The 17,941-nt window shown below is 60.2% G+C and carries 15 protein-coding genes; 7 read left to right on the top strand and 8 right to left on the bottom strand.

Going from position 1 to position 17,941, the window contains the following annotated elements; all coding sequences use genetic code 11:
• Positions 1–53 precede the first annotated feature (53 nt).
• From ACSQ36_RS35485 to ACSQ36_RS35475, 3 genes are all read left to right on the top strand, one after another.
• Complete coding sequence (locus tag ACSQ36_RS35485; protein WP_436185692.1) at positions 54–1,193, top strand: ABC transporter substrate-binding protein; 1,140 nt, start codon at positions 54–56, stop codon at positions 1,191–1,193.
• Between the two features lie 484 nt (positions 1,194–1,677).
• Positions 1,678–2,226 carry a glycine zipper family protein gene (locus ACSQ36_RS35480; protein WP_436186452.1) on the top strand — a complete coding sequence of 183 codons (549 nt, stop codon included), beginning with the start codon at positions 1,678–1,680 and terminating at the stop codon, positions 2,224–2,226.
• Positions 2,227–3,344: 1,118 nt separating this feature from the next.
• On the top strand, positions 3,345–4,034 hold the full coding sequence (locus tag ACSQ36_RS35475) for a nucleoside 2-deoxyribosyltransferase (RefSeq protein ID WP_436185691.1): 690 nt from the start codon (positions 3,345–3,347) through the stop codon (positions 4,032–4,034).
• 58 nt (positions 4,035–4,092) lie between these two features.
• Here ACSQ36_RS35475 and ACSQ36_RS35470 read toward each other — a convergent pair whose 3' ends face one another.
• Positions 4,093–4,848 (bottom strand): DeoR/GlpR family DNA-binding transcription regulator, encoded by a 756-nt coding sequence (locus ACSQ36_RS35470; RefSeq protein ID WP_436185690.1) that lies wholly within the window; start codon positions 4,846–4,848, stop codon positions 4,093–4,095.
• Between the two features lie 83 nt (positions 4,849–4,931).
• Between ACSQ36_RS35470 and ACSQ36_RS35465 the strand changes: the two genes are divergently transcribed.
• From ACSQ36_RS35465 to ACSQ36_RS35455, 3 genes are all read left to right on the top strand, one after another.
• Complete coding sequence (locus ACSQ36_RS35465; protein WP_436185689.1) at positions 4,932–5,531, top strand: NUDIX domain-containing protein; 600 nt, start codon at positions 4,932–4,934, stop codon at positions 5,529–5,531.
• Entirely contained in the window at positions 5,528–5,896 is a 369-nt protein-coding gene (locus tag ACSQ36_RS35460) for a DUF4406 domain-containing protein (RefSeq protein ID WP_436186451.1), read from the top strand. The genes ACSQ36_RS35465 and ACSQ36_RS35460 overlap by 4 nt, the downstream gene beginning before the upstream one ends.
• Before the next feature lie 117 nt (positions 5,897–6,013).
• The gene (locus ACSQ36_RS35455; protein WP_436185688.1) at positions 6,014–6,643 is read left to right on the top strand and encodes a LysE family translocator; all 630 of its coding nucleotides are present in this window, start codon (positions 6,014–6,016) and stop codon (positions 6,641–6,643) included.
• 21 nt (positions 6,644–6,664) lie between these two features.
• On the opposite strand, the gene ACSQ36_RS35450 is transcribed toward ACSQ36_RS35455, so the two are convergent.
• The 6 genes from ACSQ36_RS35450 to ACSQ36_RS35425 all read right to left on the bottom strand — a co-directional run bounded on the left by ACSQ36_RS35450 (position 6,665) and on the right by ACSQ36_RS35425 (position 15,761).
• Positions 6,665–7,561, bottom strand: a complete 897-nt coding sequence (locus ACSQ36_RS35450) for a DMT family transporter (protein ID WP_436185687.1) — start codon at positions 7,559–7,561, stop codon at positions 6,665–6,667.
• Between the two features lie 332 nt (positions 7,562–7,893).
• Positions 7,894–9,123: a CaiB/BaiF CoA transferase family protein gene (locus tag ACSQ36_RS35445; RefSeq protein ID WP_436185686.1), complete on the bottom strand. Its 1,230-nt coding sequence runs from the start codon at positions 9,121–9,123 to the stop codon at positions 7,894–7,896.
• Position 9,124: 1 nt separating this feature from the next.
• Positions 9,125–9,907 (bottom strand): enoyl-CoA hydratase/isomerase family protein, encoded by a 783-nt coding sequence (locus ACSQ36_RS35440; protein ID WP_436185685.1) that lies wholly within the window; start codon positions 9,905–9,907, stop codon positions 9,125–9,127.
• Between the two features lie 48 nt (positions 9,908–9,955).
• Positions 9,956–11,257, bottom strand: a complete 1,302-nt coding sequence (locus ACSQ36_RS35435) for an MFS transporter (protein ID WP_436186450.1) — start codon at positions 11,255–11,257, stop codon at positions 9,956–9,958.
• 196 nt (positions 11,258–11,453) lie between these two features.
• Entirely contained in the window at positions 11,454–14,486 is a 3,033-nt protein-coding gene (locus ACSQ36_RS35430) for an FAD-binding and (Fe-S)-binding domain-containing protein (protein WP_436185684.1), read from the bottom strand.
• A 54-nt stretch (positions 14,487–14,540) separates the two neighbouring features.
• Entirely contained in the window at positions 14,541–15,761 is a 1,221-nt protein-coding gene (locus ACSQ36_RS35425; protein ID WP_436185683.1) for a pyridoxal-phosphate-dependent aminotransferase family protein, read from the bottom strand.
• Positions 15,762–15,918: 157 nt separating this feature from the next.
• Here ACSQ36_RS35425 and ACSQ36_RS35420 point away from each other — a divergent pair, with 157 nt between their 5' ends.
• Complete coding sequence (locus tag ACSQ36_RS35420; RefSeq protein WP_436185682.1) at positions 15,919–16,683, top strand: GntR family transcriptional regulator; 765 nt, start codon at positions 15,919–15,921, stop codon at positions 16,681–16,683.
• Between the two features lie 141 nt (positions 16,684–16,824).
• Here ACSQ36_RS35420 and ACSQ36_RS35415 read toward each other — a convergent pair whose 3' ends face one another.
• A complete protein-coding gene (locus tag ACSQ36_RS35415) occupies positions 16,825–17,907 on the bottom strand; it encodes an aldo/keto reductase (protein WP_436185681.1) in 1,083 nt (360 codons plus the stop codon).
• Between the last annotated feature and the right edge of the window lie 34 nt (positions 17,908–17,941).

Genomic DNA, 17,941 nt, shown 5'->3' with positions numbered 1-17,941 from the left:
GTTAAACTCGTAATGCAGTTATATTCAATGCATCCATCGACACCTGGGCAATCATGAAACGTACACAATTCACGGTCCTCCTGGTCGCGGCAATGCTTGCCGCTGCTCCTGCTCTTGCCGAAAACCCCGTGCGCATTGGTGTAACGACGATGCTTAGCGGCTCGGACGCGGCGCGCGGCCAGACCGAGCAGTATGGTATCGAATTGGCGCTTGAACGGATCAACGAAGCCGGCGGCGTACTCGGACGTCCCGTCGAGGCGTTCTATGGCGACAATGCATCCGATCCCGCGACCGGCATCAAGGCCGTGCATCGGTTGATCGAACAGGAGCATGTGTCGGTGATGATCGGTGCGCTGTTGACCGCCGTTACGCATGCCATCATGCCGGTGGCCCAGGAAGAGAAGGTTCCGCTCGTGATCGAGATCTCGTCGCTGCAGGATTTCGTGGAAGCGTCGGGCGTCGGTGGTAATCCTTATGTGTTCAAGACCATTCCGTCCGAACTCGATATTGCTCGCGGCATGATGGGCTGGTTGAAAAGACAGGGCGCGAAGCGTGTTGCGATCATCAGCGACGATAGCTATTTCAATAATGCGAATTCGCAGAGCTTTTCCCGGGCGGCAAGCGAGCTGGGAATACAGGTTGTGACCAGCATCACCGTGGCGCGCGGCACCACGAATTTCGAACCCGTGCTGCAACAGCTCAAGGAGATCAACCCCGATCATGTAGTGCCGATTCTCAATGCTTCCACCGCGCCGTTCTTCCAGGCTTACGAAAAGTCCGGCTGGAAGGTGCCGTTGACCGGGCGCATCGACTTTTCGGCGGTCGCCAAGGCGGTATCCCCCGGTTTCATCGCCTCTGGTGGGCTCGACAATGCCGCCAGCGTTTCAATGTTTTCCCCGGCCATCGAAACGCCGGGAGTGCAGGATTTTGTCCATGCCTATGAATCCAAATATGGGTTGGTACCGAATCAGTTGCCGTTCTACGCTTACGAAGCAACTTATCTGATCGTCGATGCAATACGCCGTGCCGGGTCGGACAAGCCGGCCGATATCGAGGAGGCGCTGAAGACCACCCGGATGCAGTCTTTGCTGGGCGGTACCTACGTAATGGACGATCACAACCATTCCCATATGCCGCTGCAAATCATTGGTCTGCACAACGGCCGGCCGACGGTAATCGGGGCGGGCGGCTAGGCGGCTCGGGATCCATTCGCAACACAGCGCACCTGCCACCGGCGCCATACGGCTAGCATTCCCGTTCGACGTGAAAATTGACGAACGGGGTGCCCGACGGGTTTTGGCTTCTGCGACCGCGGCGGTCTCCGAGATGCTTTCCACGTTCGATTTCGAGCATGGAAATGAAGCGCGTCGCGACCAGCCATGAGATCCACTGCACATCTGGTCCCCGGTCTGCCTATACTGCTCGTGACTAGTCTCGCCGCGCTTGAGAACCGGCAAGGCCGGCCTACCCGGTGTCTCGAGTCAGGCACTGTCTAGCTCCGCCCCATCGAATTGGCGTCCACCACAGCGGTCGCTCTGCCGTCGCCGAGCGACCGACGGCAATGGCAGAAGACCCGTCATTGGGCCTGGCAAGAGGATCCTCACTCGCCGTAAGGTAATTCAACGCTAATTCTTCGACGTCACAGTGTCATCCATGTACTCACTACTGGATATCGACATCATGAAACGTCTACGACTCGCGAGCGCGGCAACACCTCTATGCTTGATCGCCCTCACCTTGGCCGGGTGCGCCGTCATTCCTCCCACCGGCCCGACCGTGGTCGCGTTGCCGCCGAAAGGAGAGCCGCTGAGCAAATTCCAGCAGGAAGATTACGCGTGCAGGGATTATGCGTTCCGCTCTGACAATGCCTCGCAACCATCGGCGGCGGCCAACGACGGTCTACGCAGCGGGGCGATCGGCACCGTAGGCGGCGCGGCGGCAGGCGCGCTATTCGGCGCGGCAGCGGGCGATGCCGGTATCGGCGCGGCGATCGGCGCTGGCGCTGGCTTGCTGCTTGGCAGCGCTGCGGGCGCCAACGGGGCTCAAGCCACCTCGGCCAGTCTGCAAGCCCGCTACGACGCCGCTTATTCGCAATGCATGGCGTCCAAGGGAAATCAAATCACACAGGCGGTCGGCTTTGCGACCGCGCCAATGTACGCACCGCCGCCTGTCCTTGCGCCTGCGCCGGTCGTCTATGGCTATCCGCAGCCTTTCGGCTACTGGTAGTACTGACGACCCATGCCCCGAGGCCTTGCTATTCCATCCGCAGTTTGCCGCCTGGTCTTCGCGCGGTCTAAGTAGTCGAACCGCCTTGTACCGCGGTGCGTCGGTGACCCGACAGTCGGAATACAGGCACGAAGTCCACCGTATGCGTTCGATGGCCGCGACGTAATTTTCCCTAATTGACTGCCTATACGATGTATCCAGTCAATGCGCACTGGCACTTGCAGCGAACAACCTTTGACAAGTTCCATTGCGTAGCAAACCTTCCCGATAAGTGAGAGACCATAATGATTAGCTATCCTCATCGAACAGAATTGATTAACGCATCAAAGATCGGCATCGAGCATATTGACATGACGATCGAAAAATTGAAGGCGGAGTGTCCCGATGCCTTCCATACCGACAGCACGCTGGGAAAGCGTAGATTCCATCACAAGCCCACAACGGACACGCCCTGTCGTGGCTTCGTCGCTGATCGGGATTCGTGAGTGTGCCGTGATTGCCAACTGCTAGCCATCCGGACGCGCGGGAGCTTCATATCCCGGCTGTTGACGGCCACGCAAAACTGACCCGCTTAGACTAAAAGTGGGTCAGTTTCCGGGGGAAATCAACAAGAAGTTCGCCCCGAGGCCGCCTTGGGCGGATAGTGCGCGGCATTGAGAGGCTTTATCGGCGCACTACGGGTTAGGCAGGTTTCCACCAAACGTGCCCAACGAAGTAAGACGGCAAATTCCAGCCAGCGAACGCGGCGCTGGTGGTCACGGGTGCATCACACCCTCATGCGTAGCCACAGCGCGATAAAAACAGAATAACAGGATCTCCATCACCGCCATCGGCCACAAATGTATCAGCAATGTGGTGTGTCCTTTGTCCGCACCTGGACGGTTTGACAGGGAGCTTGATCATGGAAGGCGGCTACCTGAATCTCGACGCTCGCCCCCGCTATCCCTCTAAAGGGCGTCAACCGACAGCGGATTGCGTCGAGGTCGCAGACTTTCCGGGCACTGTCGTATCCTATGTTTTGAGCGCACACAACGGGGTTCTTGACTTGACCCGCGTTCGCTATTCTACTTACGCCCGTGTCGGGGAATGTCTGCCGAAAGCGGTATATGAGGAGAGCAATGCGCGGGCCAACCAAAAAGCAACTGACTTTAATCGAACTGGTCGACCAGGGCTTAAGCGTCGAGGAAATTGCGATGCGCACCGGAAAACTGGTGGCGTCGGTTCATAAGCAATTGAACCGGGTTCGACGCAAAGTGCGCGAAGGGCATTTTGCACCCGCCCCTCTACCCATCGAGCGCGCCGCGGCCACCCCGCGCGTCTACCTCGCGGGCTTCGACGTTTTCCGCAGCGACGCGCTCAGTCACGGCCGGCATCTGAAAGCGCTCTGCCAGGCCCGCGGGATGATCGGTCTCTATCCGCTCGACGGACAGGTTCCCGACGAGCTTGAGCCCCGCGCAAAAGCGCAGTGGATCTGCCGCGCGAACATGGACGCCATTCGTTCCGCCGACATCATCCTCGCCAACCTCAACGACTTTCGCGGAGCGGGCGAGCCGGACAGCGGAACCGCGTTCGAAGTCGGTTTTGCTGCTGCGCTCGGCAAGCCGATATGGGCGTATATCGACGACGACCGATCGCTGCTCGAGCGCGTATCGGTAAAGACGGACGAATCCGCCGCGTATTGCGCAAATGGTTTCCTGGTCGAAGACTTCGGCTTGAACATGAATCTGATGCTGGCGTGCACTGCCCGTATTGTCGTGGGCGGCCCGCAAGCGTGCCTGGACGCTATGCTTGCAAGCGGGCAGTTCTAGTCGGAACGAGTGAGAACGCTAAATGCGACAGGACCCCTTGTTCTCTGCTTGTTCCCGATCAAGCCCGCACTATCGTCATACCTGCGTCCTCTAGCGGCTGGGTCAGTGCAAGCTCTGTTTCCCGCTCGACAATGATCGTCTGAGCCAGCGTGATGCCGCCGATCACATACTGCGACGCAGCGTTGATCTTGTCGGATGAAGCCAGCACAACCGTTTCCGCCGCGCGAGCGGCAAGTGCGCGCTTTACAAACGCTTCCTCGAAATTGCCGGTGCTCAAGCCCGCGGTCGGATGCACGCCGGTCACGCCCATGAAATAGATATCGGCCTGGATATGCGACATCGCTTCAACGGCGGCGGCGCCGACCGTCACGATTGAATGCTTGAACAGCCGGCCGCCGATGACAATCACCTCGATCAAGGGATGATCGACCAGCCCGACGGCAACACTCGGGCTATGCGTCACCACCGTGGCCGATAAATCCTGCGGGATCTGGCGGATGAGTTCGGCAGAAGTCGTGCCGCCATCGATGATCACCACCTGCCCGGTTTCGATCATGGCCGCCGCCGCTGCGGCAATCGCGCGCTTGGCCGTCGACTCCAGGCCCCGGCGCTCGGCGAACGGCGCCACGGCCGTAGAAGCGGGCAGCGCGCCGCCGTGAACGCGTTGCAGCAATCCCTCGGCGGCCAACTCGCGCAGGTCGCGCCGCACCGTGTCCTCCGATACCCCGAACGTCTCGCTGAGTTGTTTGGCAAGCACTTGTCCATCACGCGCCAGGGTTTTGAGGATCGCTTTCTTGCGTTGAGATGTCAGCATGGCGTTTGCACGAAATATCTTGATATTGCACGAATCTGCACGATACCATGACTACTCCCTTTGGGCGATGTGGAGCTGACAAGATGGTGGCTACAAAAGACAGGGTTCGCATTATCGACACAACGGTTCTGTCCAACGACTGGTACGTGCTGAAGAAGACGACGTTCGACTTCCAGCGCCGCGACGGGGTGTGGCAGCGTCAAAGCCGCGAGACCTACGACCGGGGCAACGGGGCGACGATCCTGCTGTTCAACCGCGACCGGCGAACCGTCGTGCTGACCCGGCAGTTCAGGTTTCCCGCGTTCGTCAATGGCCACGACGGCATGATGATCGAGGCGGCCGCCGGACTGCTCGACAACGCAACGCCTGAGGAGCGGATCCGCGCCGAAGCGGAAGAGGAAACCGGGTATCGGGTGGACAATGTGCAGAAGGTTTTTGAAGCGTACATGAGCCCCGGTTCGGTCACGGAGAAGCTGCATTTCTTCATCGCCGAATATGATGCAACGACCCGCGTGGGACACGGCGGCGGCGTGGAGGCGGAGGGCGAGGATCTTGAAGTGATCGAATTGACGCTCGACGATGCGCTGGATGCGGTGCGTCGCGGCGAGATCGTCGATGCGAAAACCATCATGCTGCTGCAATTCGCCGCGTTAAACCCGGTGCTTGAAAGGAGCGCATGGTGACACCTCGACTGATACTCATCGCGGGACCGTATCGCAGCGGCACAAAAGGGAATGCCGCGTTGATTGCCGGCAATCTTCATCGGCTTGAAGAGGCTGCGTTGCAGGTCTACCGGCGCGGACATATGCCCATGATCGGCGAGTGGGCAGCGCTTCCGCTAGCGGCTGCGGCAGGCTCCAAAGCGGTGGGCGATCCGATCAGCGAAACGTTCTTGTACCCGGTCGCGAATCGCCTGATAAGGCAATGTCACGCGGTGTATCGAATCGACGGCGCGTCCCAGGGCGCCGATGCCGATGTCCGCCTGGCTGAAGAACTCGGCTTGCCGGTTTATAGAAGCGCGGGGGAGATTCCGGAGGCGACTGTCTGACATCAAGACTGGACGCTTGGCGTTTTCCCCTAAGCGCGCCTCAAAACAGACACAACTACGCCAGAAAACGCTCATCGATCAGCGGCAATATCAAGCCTTCAAAACGGAGGTTGGATCATGGTCTCGCTGCAATTGCTGCTCGTCTTTATCGGGGCCCTTGCGGTCGTGTATGCGCTTCCTGGTCCGGATATGGCGCTCATCCTGCAGGGGAGTTCATCGCATGGTTTGAGGTACGGACTGTCGACCGCTGCCGGCTTGGCGATTGCTCGCAGCATGCATGTCACGTTGTCGGCGCTCGGCGTCGCGGCGCTGCTGCGCAGCGCGCCGTGGCTATACGACGGTGTACGTATTGCAGGCGCGTTGTATCTCGCGTACGTGGCGATCCAGATTTTTCGCTCGCCGGCGTTCGGTCTCGACGACAGCCACGCGAGATCGAAGACGCGCCCAACCTTGCGCGCCGCCTTGTCGAAGGGCGTGCTGGGCAATCTGCTCAATCCCAAAGCGCTGCTGTTCTGTTCGGTCCTGCTGCCGCAATTCGTCCATCCGGAAGCGGGCGCGGTCTGGGCGCAGGTTCTTGAGTTGGGCGTGGTGCTGGTTGCTGTCGGCGCGATTTTCGACACAACGCTCGCGTTTTCCGCCATACGGTTATCGCGCTGGCTGCGCAGCCATCCACGCGCTCAGGTCGTGCAACGCTGGACGTTCTCGATTGCCTTGCTGGCGTTTGCGTTGAGGTTGTCGATTGATTAAGACGGCCTTCGGTTCGCTTGATTAAACCAGCGGACCATCGGCTTGCTTGCTCCTGATCGCAACCAGTATTGAACTGCCGACAATCAGCAGGATGCCGATCAGCGACATCATGCCGACTATCTCTCCCCAGACCACATACCCAAAGATCGCTGCCCAGACAATGCTGGTGTAGTTATACGGCGCGAGCGCGCTCGCATCGGCTTGCCGGAACGCCATGGTCAACAGCAGTTGCCCGGTGCCGGCCAGGACGCCGAGCAAACCCATGACGGCCAGGAAATCCAGCGTCGGTGTTTGCCACGCGAAAAAGAGCGAAAGCCCGCTGACGACCGCACCAATGAAGGTGAAGTAAAGCACGGTGACACTCGAATCGTTCGATGCGCGGATGCGTTTGATTTGCAAAATCGATAACGCCCCGAAAATCGCGCTGGCTACAAGGAGCACGGGGCCGAGCCAACTTGTCTGATCGCTGCTTGGACGCACGACTAAAAGCACGCCGATAAAACCGATCGCGGCCGCACCGGCATCACGACGTCTTAGCGTTTCCTTGAGAAGCAAGGGCGCCAGCACGATCACGAAGATCGTTTCCGAATAGACAATGGCAACCGCTTCGCTCAAAGGCACGTAAGGCAATCCCGCGAAGAACAGTCCGAGTGCGCAAAGCAAGGTAATCGCGCGGAGTGTCTGCGCCGGAAAATCCAGTGTCCTTAGCCGCTCGCTCAAGGGTTTGCCTTGCAGGCACATCGCAAACGCGGGCAACAAACCGAAGATCATCCGAAAGAACGTGATCTCGTTAGCGGGGTATTTCAGGCTGACCGACTTTGCCAGGGCATCGACCACTGCAAAGCAAAGCATGGCGGCGAGGATTTGCGTAATGCTGCGCAGCGGCACCGCTCTGCTTTGGGCAATGGTTGCAGGCATAGTGATTCATGATCCGAAGGAAACGCGGCGTCCCCGCGCAAGCGTCCTGCGATAACGCTGAGTCGAGCGAACCCGATACGAGAACCGACTTGTCTGGACATCGCGTAGCTTATCACCGGATGACTGGGCGTCAGGCGATGCTTTTGCTCACGATATTGATCAAATGCGACGCGGTGTTTTCGGACGATGACGGATTAAATCACCTTGCTGGCGGGTTAAGACATTCCGCTAGAACGGGAATGTGCTTAGCGTTATAGCTGAAGTCCGACCTAAGCGGATTTAGCTGCTAGACGTCCGGCACGCCGGACGTCTCAGTCTTTGAAAACATGGACTCAGACCGTTACATCGCTGACGAGAATGGCACCTTCCTCTTTTAGCGCATGAATACGTTCGTCGGAGAAGCCATATTCCTGCAGTACTTCCACTGTATGTTGACCCAGCAGCGGTGCGGCCAAGGGTGACTCGGTACGCCCGTCAGAGAAATGGATCGGCAGGCCCAGACCGCGCATGCGCCCTGCTACCGGATGCGTCGTCTCGACAATCATTCCGCGCGCCAGCGCTTGCTCATGCGCCACTACTTCGGGGACGCCGAGCACCGGCCCTGACGGCAGGCCGATTGCATCGAAAGCCGCGAGCCATTCGTTCGTCGTCCGCTCGACGAGCCGCGCTGTCAGGATGTCGACCAGTACTCCCCGATGTTTCAAACGCCCTGCATTGGTCCTGAAACGCTCATCTTCGTCAAGCCCCGGAATATCCAGCGCGCCAACCAGCCGCTCATAATTACTCTGATTCGCCGCGCCGATATTCACCCAGCCGTCGCGGGTCCGGAACGCCTGATACGGCGCGCTGGTTGGATTCGCCGAGCCCGCCTTGGGCAACACCGTGCCGTCGGCGAAGTAGTTGGCGAAGGCCCAGTACATCTGCTGCAAACCGGCTTCGAAGAGCGAGGTGTCGACCATCTGGCCCAGCCCGGTCTTTTGCTTGCCGGCGTAGGCCGCGCAGATTCCAAGCGCGGCGAGAATGCCTGCGTTGATATCGGTGACCGGCGAGCCCGCCTTGATCGGTGCCTGACCGGGTTCGCCGGTCATGCTCATGAGACCGCTCATGCCCTGCGCGATCAGGTCGAAACCGCCCTTGTCGGCCATGGGTCCGCTGCGGCCGAAACCCGAGATCGCGCAATAGATCAGGCCGGGATTTTCCGCCTTGAGTGCGTCATAACCCATGCCTAGTTTTTCCATCGTGCCGCGACGGTAGTTCTCCGTGACTACGTCGGCGGTGGCGAGCATTTTTCGCAGCACTTCACGGCCGCCGTCGGTCTTCAGGTTGATCGCGACGCCGCGTTTATTGCGGTTCACGATCATGAACGACGCCGACTCCCCGCCTTCCAGGATGGGAGCGAAACGGCGGCAGTCGTCGCCGCCGGGAACCTTTTCGACCTTGATGACATCGGCGCCCATGTCGGCGAGCATCATTCCGCAGATAGGGCCGGACATGATGTGAGCCAGTTCGATGACGCGCATGCCGCTAAGCGGGCCTTTGCTGCCTGTTTCTGTGTCGAGCATTTCAACGCCCCTTGAATTCCGGTTTGACCTTGTCGAGGAAAGCTTGATAACCCGTGCGAAAGTCCTCCGTGCCAAAGCACGCGAAACCTTCATCACGTTCCTCGGATGTGAGCGGCGCCGGGTTCATCGCACGCTTCACGAACTGCTTATGCCAGCGCGCGACCAAAGGCGCACCCTCCGCAATCCGGACCGCCGTCGCAAGCGTTTCGGCGGTGACCTGATCGTCAGTTACGACCCGCGTAACCAACCCCTTGGCTAATGCCTCTTGCGCGCCGAAGATGCGCCCTTCCAGCAGGATTTCGAGCGCGACGGCGGGACCCGCGAGTTGTACGAGGGCATCGAGTTCCGCATGCGCCATCACCAGACCGAGGTTCTTGATCGGCACGCCAAAGCGGCTGGATTCTCCGCAGATGCGCAGATCGCACATGGCCGCAATCTCGAGTCCGCCCCCCACGCAGATGCCGTGAATCATCGCGACAATCGGATGCCGGCAAGCACCCAGCGCTCTCAACGTGCGATGCATGATCGCCCCATAAGCGCGGGCTTGTTCGACGTTGGAGCGATCGGTGCGGAACTCGGCTATGTCGTTGCCCGGCGAGAAGGCTTTCTCGCCAGCGCCGCGAAGGATGATGCAACGGATGGTGTCGTCGGCGGAGAGCGCATCAATGGTTTCGCCCAGCGACTGCCAGAGCGGCTTGGTCATTGCGTTGAGCTTCGCGGGCCGGTCGATGACAACCGTCGCAATACCCGCCTCGCGTTCGATCAAGATGGATGGTTCAGCCACATCGTCTCCTGGAAAAAGAAAATAATCGCTTCCGGCCCGCGCGCGCTTCTAGACAAATTTCCTCGCCGGCTCAGCGCCTTCCTTTCCTTCTGCGCCCACAGCATCAACGTCCAGCGCCCGATCCGGCCGCATGGTGAACGAGAGCACAATGCCGAGACCCATCAGGATCATGGAAACCGTGAAAGGCAGGTTCCAGTTTCCGGTCCTGTCGATCAGGAAACCGCCGACCACCGGACTGATAATCGCGGCCAGCGCAGAACCCGAATTCATGATGCCGCTCGCGGTGCCGGCGTGCTTCGGCGCGATGTCCATCGGCACGGCCCACATGGGTCCGATCGTCATCTCGTTGAAGAAGAACCCGCCGCTCAGGCAAACCGCGGCCAACGTGATCGACATGTTGGACACCAGCATGATGGGCGCGAGCGACAGCAGCGTCAGGAGCATGCAGACGCCGACCATCACATTGCGAGCCATGCGCAGGTTGCCGCTGCGCCGCAGGATGCGGTCCGTGAGCGAGCCTCCGAGCCAGTCGCCAAGCACGCCGGCAAAGAAAACGCCCGATGCGAACAGCGCCGACTTCCCCAACTCCATGTGATAGTTGTGGAGAAAGTACTGCGGAATCCAGCCGAGGAAAAGCCACAACACCCAGCCGTAGCAAAAGTACACGGCGGTAACCGGCGCCATCCGTCCCAGCAGCGCACGCCATGGCACCGGTACTCGCTGCTTGACTCCGGAGAACGAGGACAGCGTGGCGCACTCATCGGCGGTAATGCGCTTGTGGTCACGGGGGTTGTCGCGGAAATAGAAGATCCAGACAATCGCCCACAGAAAACTGATGATCCCCGTCACAATAAAAGCACCGCGCCAGCTCGTCGCGATCATCAACCAGACGATCAATGGCGGCGCCACCGCATTGCCAATACGCGAGGCGGCATGCGTGGTCCCTTGCGCGAAGCCGCGTTTATCGGCAGGCATCCAGTTGGACATGGCGCGGGTCGCGGTAGGAAACGTGGCGCCCTCGCCCAGTCCGAGCAACAAGCGCGCAATGATCAGCGATACAAACCCGCCGGCCAGCCCGGTCATGATCGTGGCGCCCGCCCAGATCACGGCGCAAACAGCAAGCGTCCGACGCGGCCCGAAGCGGTCCCCCACCCATCCGCCAATAATCTGGAACACGAGATACGGATAGGCAAATGCGGAAAAAACAAAGCCGATCTCGACATGCGACAAGTGCAGTTCCGCGCCGAACTGCGAGGCGGCGGTACTGACGTTGACACGGTCGACATAGGTGATGAAATACATTGCGCACAGCAGCAACAGAACGCGCGTCGTAGCTCGACGGAACATCATCGTCTCCTTGAGTAGTGCGTGCTTCATCCCGGCGCTCATGGGCGCCCGAAGCGAACTGCATCCGGAACTTCGATAAGGCTTTACTGAATGGACGTTAAAGCGATCTGCCGAATCCTGGGTTTGCGCGGTCGTGCCATACTGGTCTCCAGTGTCGCGGAACGTGACGCCGTCCGCTGTTTATGTGAACCCGTGCGGGTCAATATTCCCTGAGCGCAGCGGCCAATACCTGCGCGACATGCAGCGCCTTCGCATCCGTGCCGTCCGCTATCTGGTGACGGCAACTGGTGCCGTCGGCGACTATCACCGCGTCCTGTGCCTTTCGTGCCTTCCGCACGGCCGGCAGCAGCGACAACTCCGCCATTGCCTTCGATGCTTCGTAGTGCTCGGCTTCGTAACCAAAACTCCCGGCCATGCCGCAACACGACGACTCGACTACCGAGACCTCTAGCTGAGGAATCCAGCCGAGCACAGCCTGCACGGGACGAAACACATCAAAGGCCTTCTGATGGCAGTGACCGTGAACCAGTGCCTTCGGCTGAGCGAGGGGTTTGAGCGAAAGCCGCAGGCGTCCGGCCTCTTTCTCGCGGACCAGGAACTCCTCGAACAAGAACGATGACTGCGAGAGCTTGCGCGCTTCATCGCCATAACCGTAGTCGAGGAATTCATCGCGGAAAGAAAGCAGGCACGATGGTTCAAGGCCAACAACCGGCACTCCGCGTTCTATATAAGGCCGCAATGTGTCCAGCGTGCGGCGCGCTTCAGCCTTCGCTTCGTCGACTCGTCCAGCCGACAGGAACGTGCGCCCGCAACACAGCGGCCGCTCTCCCGCCTTCACGTTCAGATGAACCGTGTAGCCGGCCGCCTCGAGTACACGCTTCGCGGCGCGGGCGTTGTCGGGTTCCATATAGTTGTTGAAGGTATCGACGAAAAGCAGCACTTCCTTGTCGCCCTGCGCGGGTGGCAAGGGTTGCACCGCCGTCGATAAAAATGACTTCGTGAAATGCGGAAACGAGCGTTGCGGCGCAAGCCCAAGGCGCGTCTTCAACCAGCCTGCGAAACGCGGCAAGCGCTCGACCGACCCGAACAGCGACGGCATGCGGCTCGCATACGGCGCGTAACGCGGCAGGAAGGCGACCAGCCGGTCACGCATGCGCAAGCCATTCACCGACGTCCACGCGGCGCGCGCTTCAATCTTGATCTTCGCCATGTCAACGCCCGTCGGGCAATCGCGCTTGCAGCCCTTGCACGATACGCACAGGTCCAGCACATCCTTCACGTCCTGGCTTGCAAGGCCGCCCTCACCGAGTTGCCCGCTGATCGCGAGCCGCAGCGTGTTCGCGCGGCCTCGCGTGACATGCTGTTCGTCCTTGGTGATGCGATAGCTCGGACACATGGTGCCCGCATCGAACTTGCGGCAATGGCCGTTGTTGTTGCACATCTCGACAGCCTTCGCGAGCCCGCCGGTGCGGTCATCGCCCGTTCCAGGCCCGGTCTCGGCACCCGTCAACGGATCGCGTGTCACGTTCCATTGCGACCAATCGAGTTGCGTCGCGATCTCACGTTCGCGGTACGTCGGCGTGAAACGAAAGTTCGTCGCGTCGTCCATCTTTGGCGGATTCACGATGCGATCCGGGCTCATGCGATTCTCGGGATCGAAGAGCGTCTTGATCTCGCGGAATGCCTCGTTGAGACGCGGTCCGTATTGCCACGCGACCCATTCGCCGCGGCACAAACCGTCGCCGTGTTCGCCTGAATAAGCGCCCTTGTATTCGCGCACCAAAGCCGATGCTTCCTCTGCAATCGCCCGCATCTTCTGCGCGCCGGTGCGACGCATATCAAGAATCGGCCGCACATGTAGCGTCCCGACGCTCGCGTGCGCGTACCAGGTGCCTTCGGTGTCGTGCTTGTGGAAAACCTCGGTGAGGCGCGTGGTGTACTGCGCGAGATGTTCGAGCGGCACCGCGCAATCTTCGATGAACGAGACCGGCTTGCCGTCGCCCTTCATGCTCATCATGATGTTCAGGCCGGCCTTGCGTACTTCCCACAGGGCCTTTTGTTGCGTGGCGTCGGGCATCTCGACCACCGAACCCGGCAAGCCCAGATCGCCCATCAGTTCCACGAGCTGCGCAAGCTTCGCGAGTTGCACGGCCTTGTCCGCACCGGCGAATTCCACCAGCAACACGGCTTGCGGCTGGCCGACCAGCGCGCGTTCAATTACTGGACGGAACGCGGGATTGGACATCGACAGGTCGATCATCGTGCGGTCGACCAGTTCCACCGCGACCGGCCCCAGCTTGACGATGTGCTGCGTCATGTCCATTGCGTCGTAGAACGTGGGGAAGTTCACGACGCCAAGCATCTTGTGCTCGGGCAACGGCCACAGCTTCAACGTGAGTTGCCGGCTGAACGCAAGCGTGCCTTCGGAGCCCACCAGTAACTGCGCGAGATTCGGCTCGCCGTCGGCGCTGAAGGGCAACGGGCTCTGGCAATCGAAGAGATCGATGTTGTAGCCCGCCACGCGCCGCAATACCTTCGGCACCTGCTCGCGGATTTCATCGCGTTCGCGAAGCGCTATACGCTGCACACCCTCGACCAGCGAACGCGTGCGGGAGTCGGATGACATTGCATGCAATGCCGCGAACGTAGCTTGATGACCATCGGCCAGCACGGCGTCAATAGACGCCACGTTGTGCACCATGATCCCGTATTCCATCGACCGCGAGCCGCACGAATTGTTGCCCGCCATGCCGCCGATCGTGCATTGCGCGCTGGTCGATACATCGACGGGAAACCACAAGCCGTGCGGTTTCAGCCACGCGTTCAGATGGTCGAGCACCACGCCCGGCTCCACCGTTACCGTGCGCGCCTCACGGTCGAAGTGGACGATATTGTTGAGCCACTTGCTTGTATCGATAACCAGCGCTTCGCCAATCGTTTGCCCGCACTGGCTCGTTCCGGCACCGCGTGCGAGCACGGGAACCCGTGCGTCGCGTGCAATCTCCAAAGCGAGCAGCAAGTCGGCCTGGTCTTTCGGCACGACTGCGCCCAGCGGCATGATCTGATAGATCGATGCATCCGTCGCGTAGCGTCCGCGCGCCGCCCGGTCGAACAGCACATCGCCCTTCAACTCCTGGCGCAGGCGCATGGCCAGCGGCGACAGCGTGGCACGCGCCGACGCCGGCATCAGGTGGATCGGCTGGACGAGTGCTTCGGATGATTTAGTCAGCATCGGCGTCTACGCGCGGTTGATTTAGTAAGGATTACTCATGCCTACCTGAAGATCTCACGCCGCCGCCTTCAATGCCGGTGCTGCGGTGTGGCTCGTCAGGTGGTCCATTGCCGCCAGGACGCCGCTGCCGGCAAGCTTCACGCCCGACAACTTGAGGCCCATTTCACAGCCTGTGAGCGTGGCCATCAGCGTGAGGTCGTTGCAATCACCCAGATGCCCGATGCGGAACATGCGGCCCTTCAGCTTGCCGAGGCCCGTGCCGAGCGACATATCGAAGTGCTCGTAGATCGTCTTGCGGATCGCATCCGCGTCGACTCCTTCGGGCGTCATCACGCCGGTGAGCACCGGCGAATAAACAGCCGGGTCGGCGCACTGAACCTCGAGTCCCCATGCGTTGACTGCGGCGCGGCAAGCGGCAGCCAGTCTTTGATGCCGGGCAAAGACCTGGTCGAGTCCTTCGTCACCGAGCATCTCGAGCGCTTCGGACAAGCCGTACAACAAATTGGTGTTCGGCGTGTACGGCCAGTACCCGCTCTTGTTCATCTCGATGATCTCGTCCCACGCCCAGAACGCGCGCGGCAACCTGGCGTCCTTGCTTGCCTTGATCGCCTTCTGCGAAACCGCGTTGAAGCTGATCCCCGGTGGCAGCATCAAGCCTTTTTGCGACCCCGACACGGTGACGTCCACACCCCATTCGTCATGCCGATAATCGGCGGACGCGAGGCCCGAGATCGTATCGACGAGAAACAGCGCCGGATGCCCCGCCGCGTCAATCGCGCGCCGCACGGCTGCAATGTCCGATGTAACGCCCGTCGAGGTTTCGTTATGCACGACGCAAACCGCCTTGATCGTGTGCTGCGAGTCTTCGCGCAAACGCGCTTCGATCATGTCCGCCTGCACGCCGCGCCGCCATCCCTCGATGCCGGGCAGCCCCAGGAATTCCGGTTTCAGTCCGAGGTTTTCGGCCATCTTTTTCCAGAGCGTCGCGAAGTGGCCGGTCTCGAACATCAGCACGGTGTCGCCGGGGCTGAGCGTGTTGCAAAGCGCCGCTTCCCATGCGCCCGTGCCCGAGGACGGATAGATCACGACCGGTTGCGCGGTCTTGAAGATGGCCTTGATGCCGTCCAGGACCTTCAGGCCCAACGCACCGAATTCCGGCCCGCGATGATCGATCGTCGGATAACTCATTGCCCGTAGAATGCGGTCCGGGACCGGGCTGGGGCCGGGAATCTGCAGAAAATGGCGACCGGCGGGATGGAAATCCAGCTTTAACATGATGCGTCCTTTGAATTTTGCATGCAAAATACTTTATCGCACCGTCGCGGCGATCGGAAGCGATAAATGCTTGTTTTTATTAGGTGAAAACCCGTCCCTCCAAATTTGCCGGCGTCGTACGGTAAAATCGCGCCAACAGAATGGGTAGAGGTATTGAATGCAAAATGAACATTTGGCGGATCTGCAAATTGCACAGATTGCGCAGATCGCGGCCACGCTCCCCAAGGTCGAGCGGCAACGGCTGCACGACACGGTGGTTGAGCATCTGCGCAATTTCATCGTCGAGGGCTTGCTCGCGCCGGGCGTGAAGCTCAACGAACGAACGTTGTGCGAGACGCTGGGCATTTCACGCACGCCGTTGCGTGAGGCGCTGAAGGTGCTGGCGTCCGAAGGACTGATCGACATCCTGCCGAACCGGGGCGCGTCGGTGTCGCAGATGAGCGAGGCGGAGATTCGCGAGACCTTCGAGTTGATGAGCGGGCTGGAAGCGTTCTCGGGCGAACTCGCGTGCGAACGGATAACGTCCACCGAGCTGAGCGAAATCAAGGCGCTGCATTACGCCATGCTGGCGTGCCGGGAACAGAACGACCTGTCGGGGTATTACAGCCGCAATCAGGCCATTCACGACAAGATCAACGACGCCGCGCGTAATTCCGCGCTGCGGCAGACCTATGTATCGGTGAACCGGCGGCTGCAGGCATTACGGTTCCGGTCCAACTTCCAGACGGTGAAGTGGGACAGCGCAATCCGCGATCACGAAGCGATGATCGAGGCGCTGGAAGCGCGCGACGGCAAGCGCATGGCGTCGATCCTGCGCGGTCATTTGCTGGCCAAGCGCGATGCGGTACTGGCCGAGAGAACCATGACGACGCTGCGCACGCACTCGGAAGGCGGCACGCTGCCTGACTTGCCGCCGGGTTAAATTGCTGCGCGCTAAGCAAGATTTCGCAGATAGCGTCTGCGAAATTGAATCGCCCTCGGAAATCGTCGCTCACCGTTGTTTAAGGAAGGCTATCTACTGCACCGGGGCTCGACACCACAAGTCCCCGGCGCCCTTACTCCTTCAATATCGAGGCGCGTTTTCGGACAGCAAGGGCAACACCGCCGTCCGCTGACCGTCGACGGTTGCGCCTGCAAATGCAAAGCTCGGCGAAAGATCCCTGTTGAGATCGGCGGGGAAGTTGAGCACGGGCTTCGATACCGCGTCGAGGGTCGCGATCTGCGCGTCAGTCAGCTTGAGGTCGAGCGCGGCAAGATTCGCCCGAAGCTGATCAATCCGGCGTGCACCAAGGATTGTCGATGCCACGCCCGGACGGTTTTGTACCCACGCAAGCGCAACCGCCGCCGGAGTAGCGTTCACTTCCTTGGCAACGGCCATCAGCGCATCGATAACCAGAAAATCCTTCTCGCCCGGCAAACCGACCAGAGACCCGCGATCCGACGCAACGGTACTCACATTCTCACGGCTGTATTTGCCCGACAGCCAGCCGTTCTTGAGAGGACTCCAAGGCATCACGCCGATGCCAAGCTCTTGCGCCATCGGCGTCAGTTCTCCCTCCACGGTCCGTTGCAAAAGGGAGTATTCGACCTGCAGCGCGATCAACGGCGTCCACCCGCGGAACTGCGCAATGATCTGCGCCTGCGCGACCTTCCAGGCGGGCGCGTCGGAGAACCCCAGATAACGCACCTTGCCGGCGCTGACGAGATCGTCCATTGCGCGCATCGTCTCTTCAATGGGCGCGGTGCGGTCCCAGTTGTGCATCCAGTACAGGTCGATGTAATCCGTCTGCAACCGGCGCAGCGATTCCTCGCATTGCTCGACGATTGCCTTGCGCCCGGCCCCGCCACCGTTCGGATCTCCGCGATGCAGGTTGCCGAAGAACTTCGTGGCAATGACAGTGCGATCCCGACGGCCTTTTTGCCGCGCAAAGAAATCGCCGATGATCTTTTCGGAATGGCCGACGGTGTAGATGTTGGCGGTATCGATGAAATTGCCGCCTCGGTCGAGATACTCCGCAAGGATGGTTTCTGCTTCAGCGGGGCTCGATCCCCAGCCCCAGTCTTCGCCGAAAGTCATAGTGCCGAGACAAAACGGACTGACGCGAAGGCCGGAGCGGCCGAGGGTGACGTACGAATCCAGCGACATGATGTTTCTCCTGAAAATTGACGGGTTGGCTTGA

The sequence above is a fragment of the Caballeronia sp. LjRoot34 genome (genome assembly GCF_964253815.1).
Taxonomy (GTDB): domain Bacteria; phylum Pseudomonadota; class Gammaproteobacteria; order Burkholderiales; family Burkholderiaceae; genus Caballeronia.
Note: the sequence above shows the minus strand (reverse complement) of the source record. Positions and strands in the feature narration are given on the sequence as shown.

Excerpts from the sequence above, each read along its gene's own strand:
- ACSQ36_RS35485 (WP_436185692.1), top strand. The coding sequence starts at position 54 with ATGAAACGTACACAATTCACGGTCCTCCTGGTCGCGGCAATGCTTGCC.
- ACSQ36_RS35475 (WP_436185691.1), top strand. The coding sequence starts at position 3,345 with ATGCGCGGGCCAACCAAAAAGCAACTGACTTTAATCGAACTGGTCGAC.
- ACSQ36_RS35470 (WP_436185690.1), bottom strand. The coding sequence starts at position 4,848 with ATGCTGACATCTCAACGCAAGAAAGCGATCCTCAAAACCCTGGCGCGT.
- ACSQ36_RS35465 (WP_436185689.1), top strand. The coding sequence starts at position 4,932 with ATGGTGGCTACAAAAGACAGGGTTCGCATTATCGACACAACGGTTCTG.
- ACSQ36_RS35455 (WP_436185688.1), top strand. The coding sequence starts at position 6,014 with ATGGTCTCGCTGCAATTGCTGCTCGTCTTTATCGGGGCCCTTGCGGTC.
- ACSQ36_RS35450 (WP_436185687.1), bottom strand. The coding sequence starts at position 7,561 with ATGCCTGCAACCATTGCCCAAAGCAGAGCGGTGCCGCTGCGCAGCATT.
- ACSQ36_RS35445 (WP_436185686.1), bottom strand. The coding sequence starts at position 9,123 with ATGCTCGACACAGAAACAGGCAGCAAAGGCCCGCTTAGCGGCATGCGC.
- ACSQ36_RS35435 (WP_436186450.1), bottom strand. The coding sequence starts at position 11,257 with ATGATGTTCCGTCGAGCTACGACGCGCGTTCTGTTGCTGCTGTGCGCA.
- ACSQ36_RS35430 (WP_436185684.1), bottom strand. The coding sequence starts at position 14,486 with ATGCTGACTAAATCATCCGAAGCACTCGTCCAGCCGATCCACCTGATG.
- ACSQ36_RS35425 (WP_436185683.1), bottom strand. The coding sequence starts at position 15,761 with ATGTTAAAGCTGGATTTCCATCCCGCCGGTCGCCATTTTCTGCAGATT.
- ACSQ36_RS35420 (WP_436185682.1), top strand. The coding sequence starts at position 15,919 with ATGCAAAATGAACATTTGGCGGATCTGCAAATTGCACAGATTGCGCAG.
- ACSQ36_RS35415 (WP_436185681.1), bottom strand. The coding sequence starts at position 17,907 with ATGTCGCTGGATTCGTACGTCACCCTCGGCCGCTCCGGCCTTCGCGTC.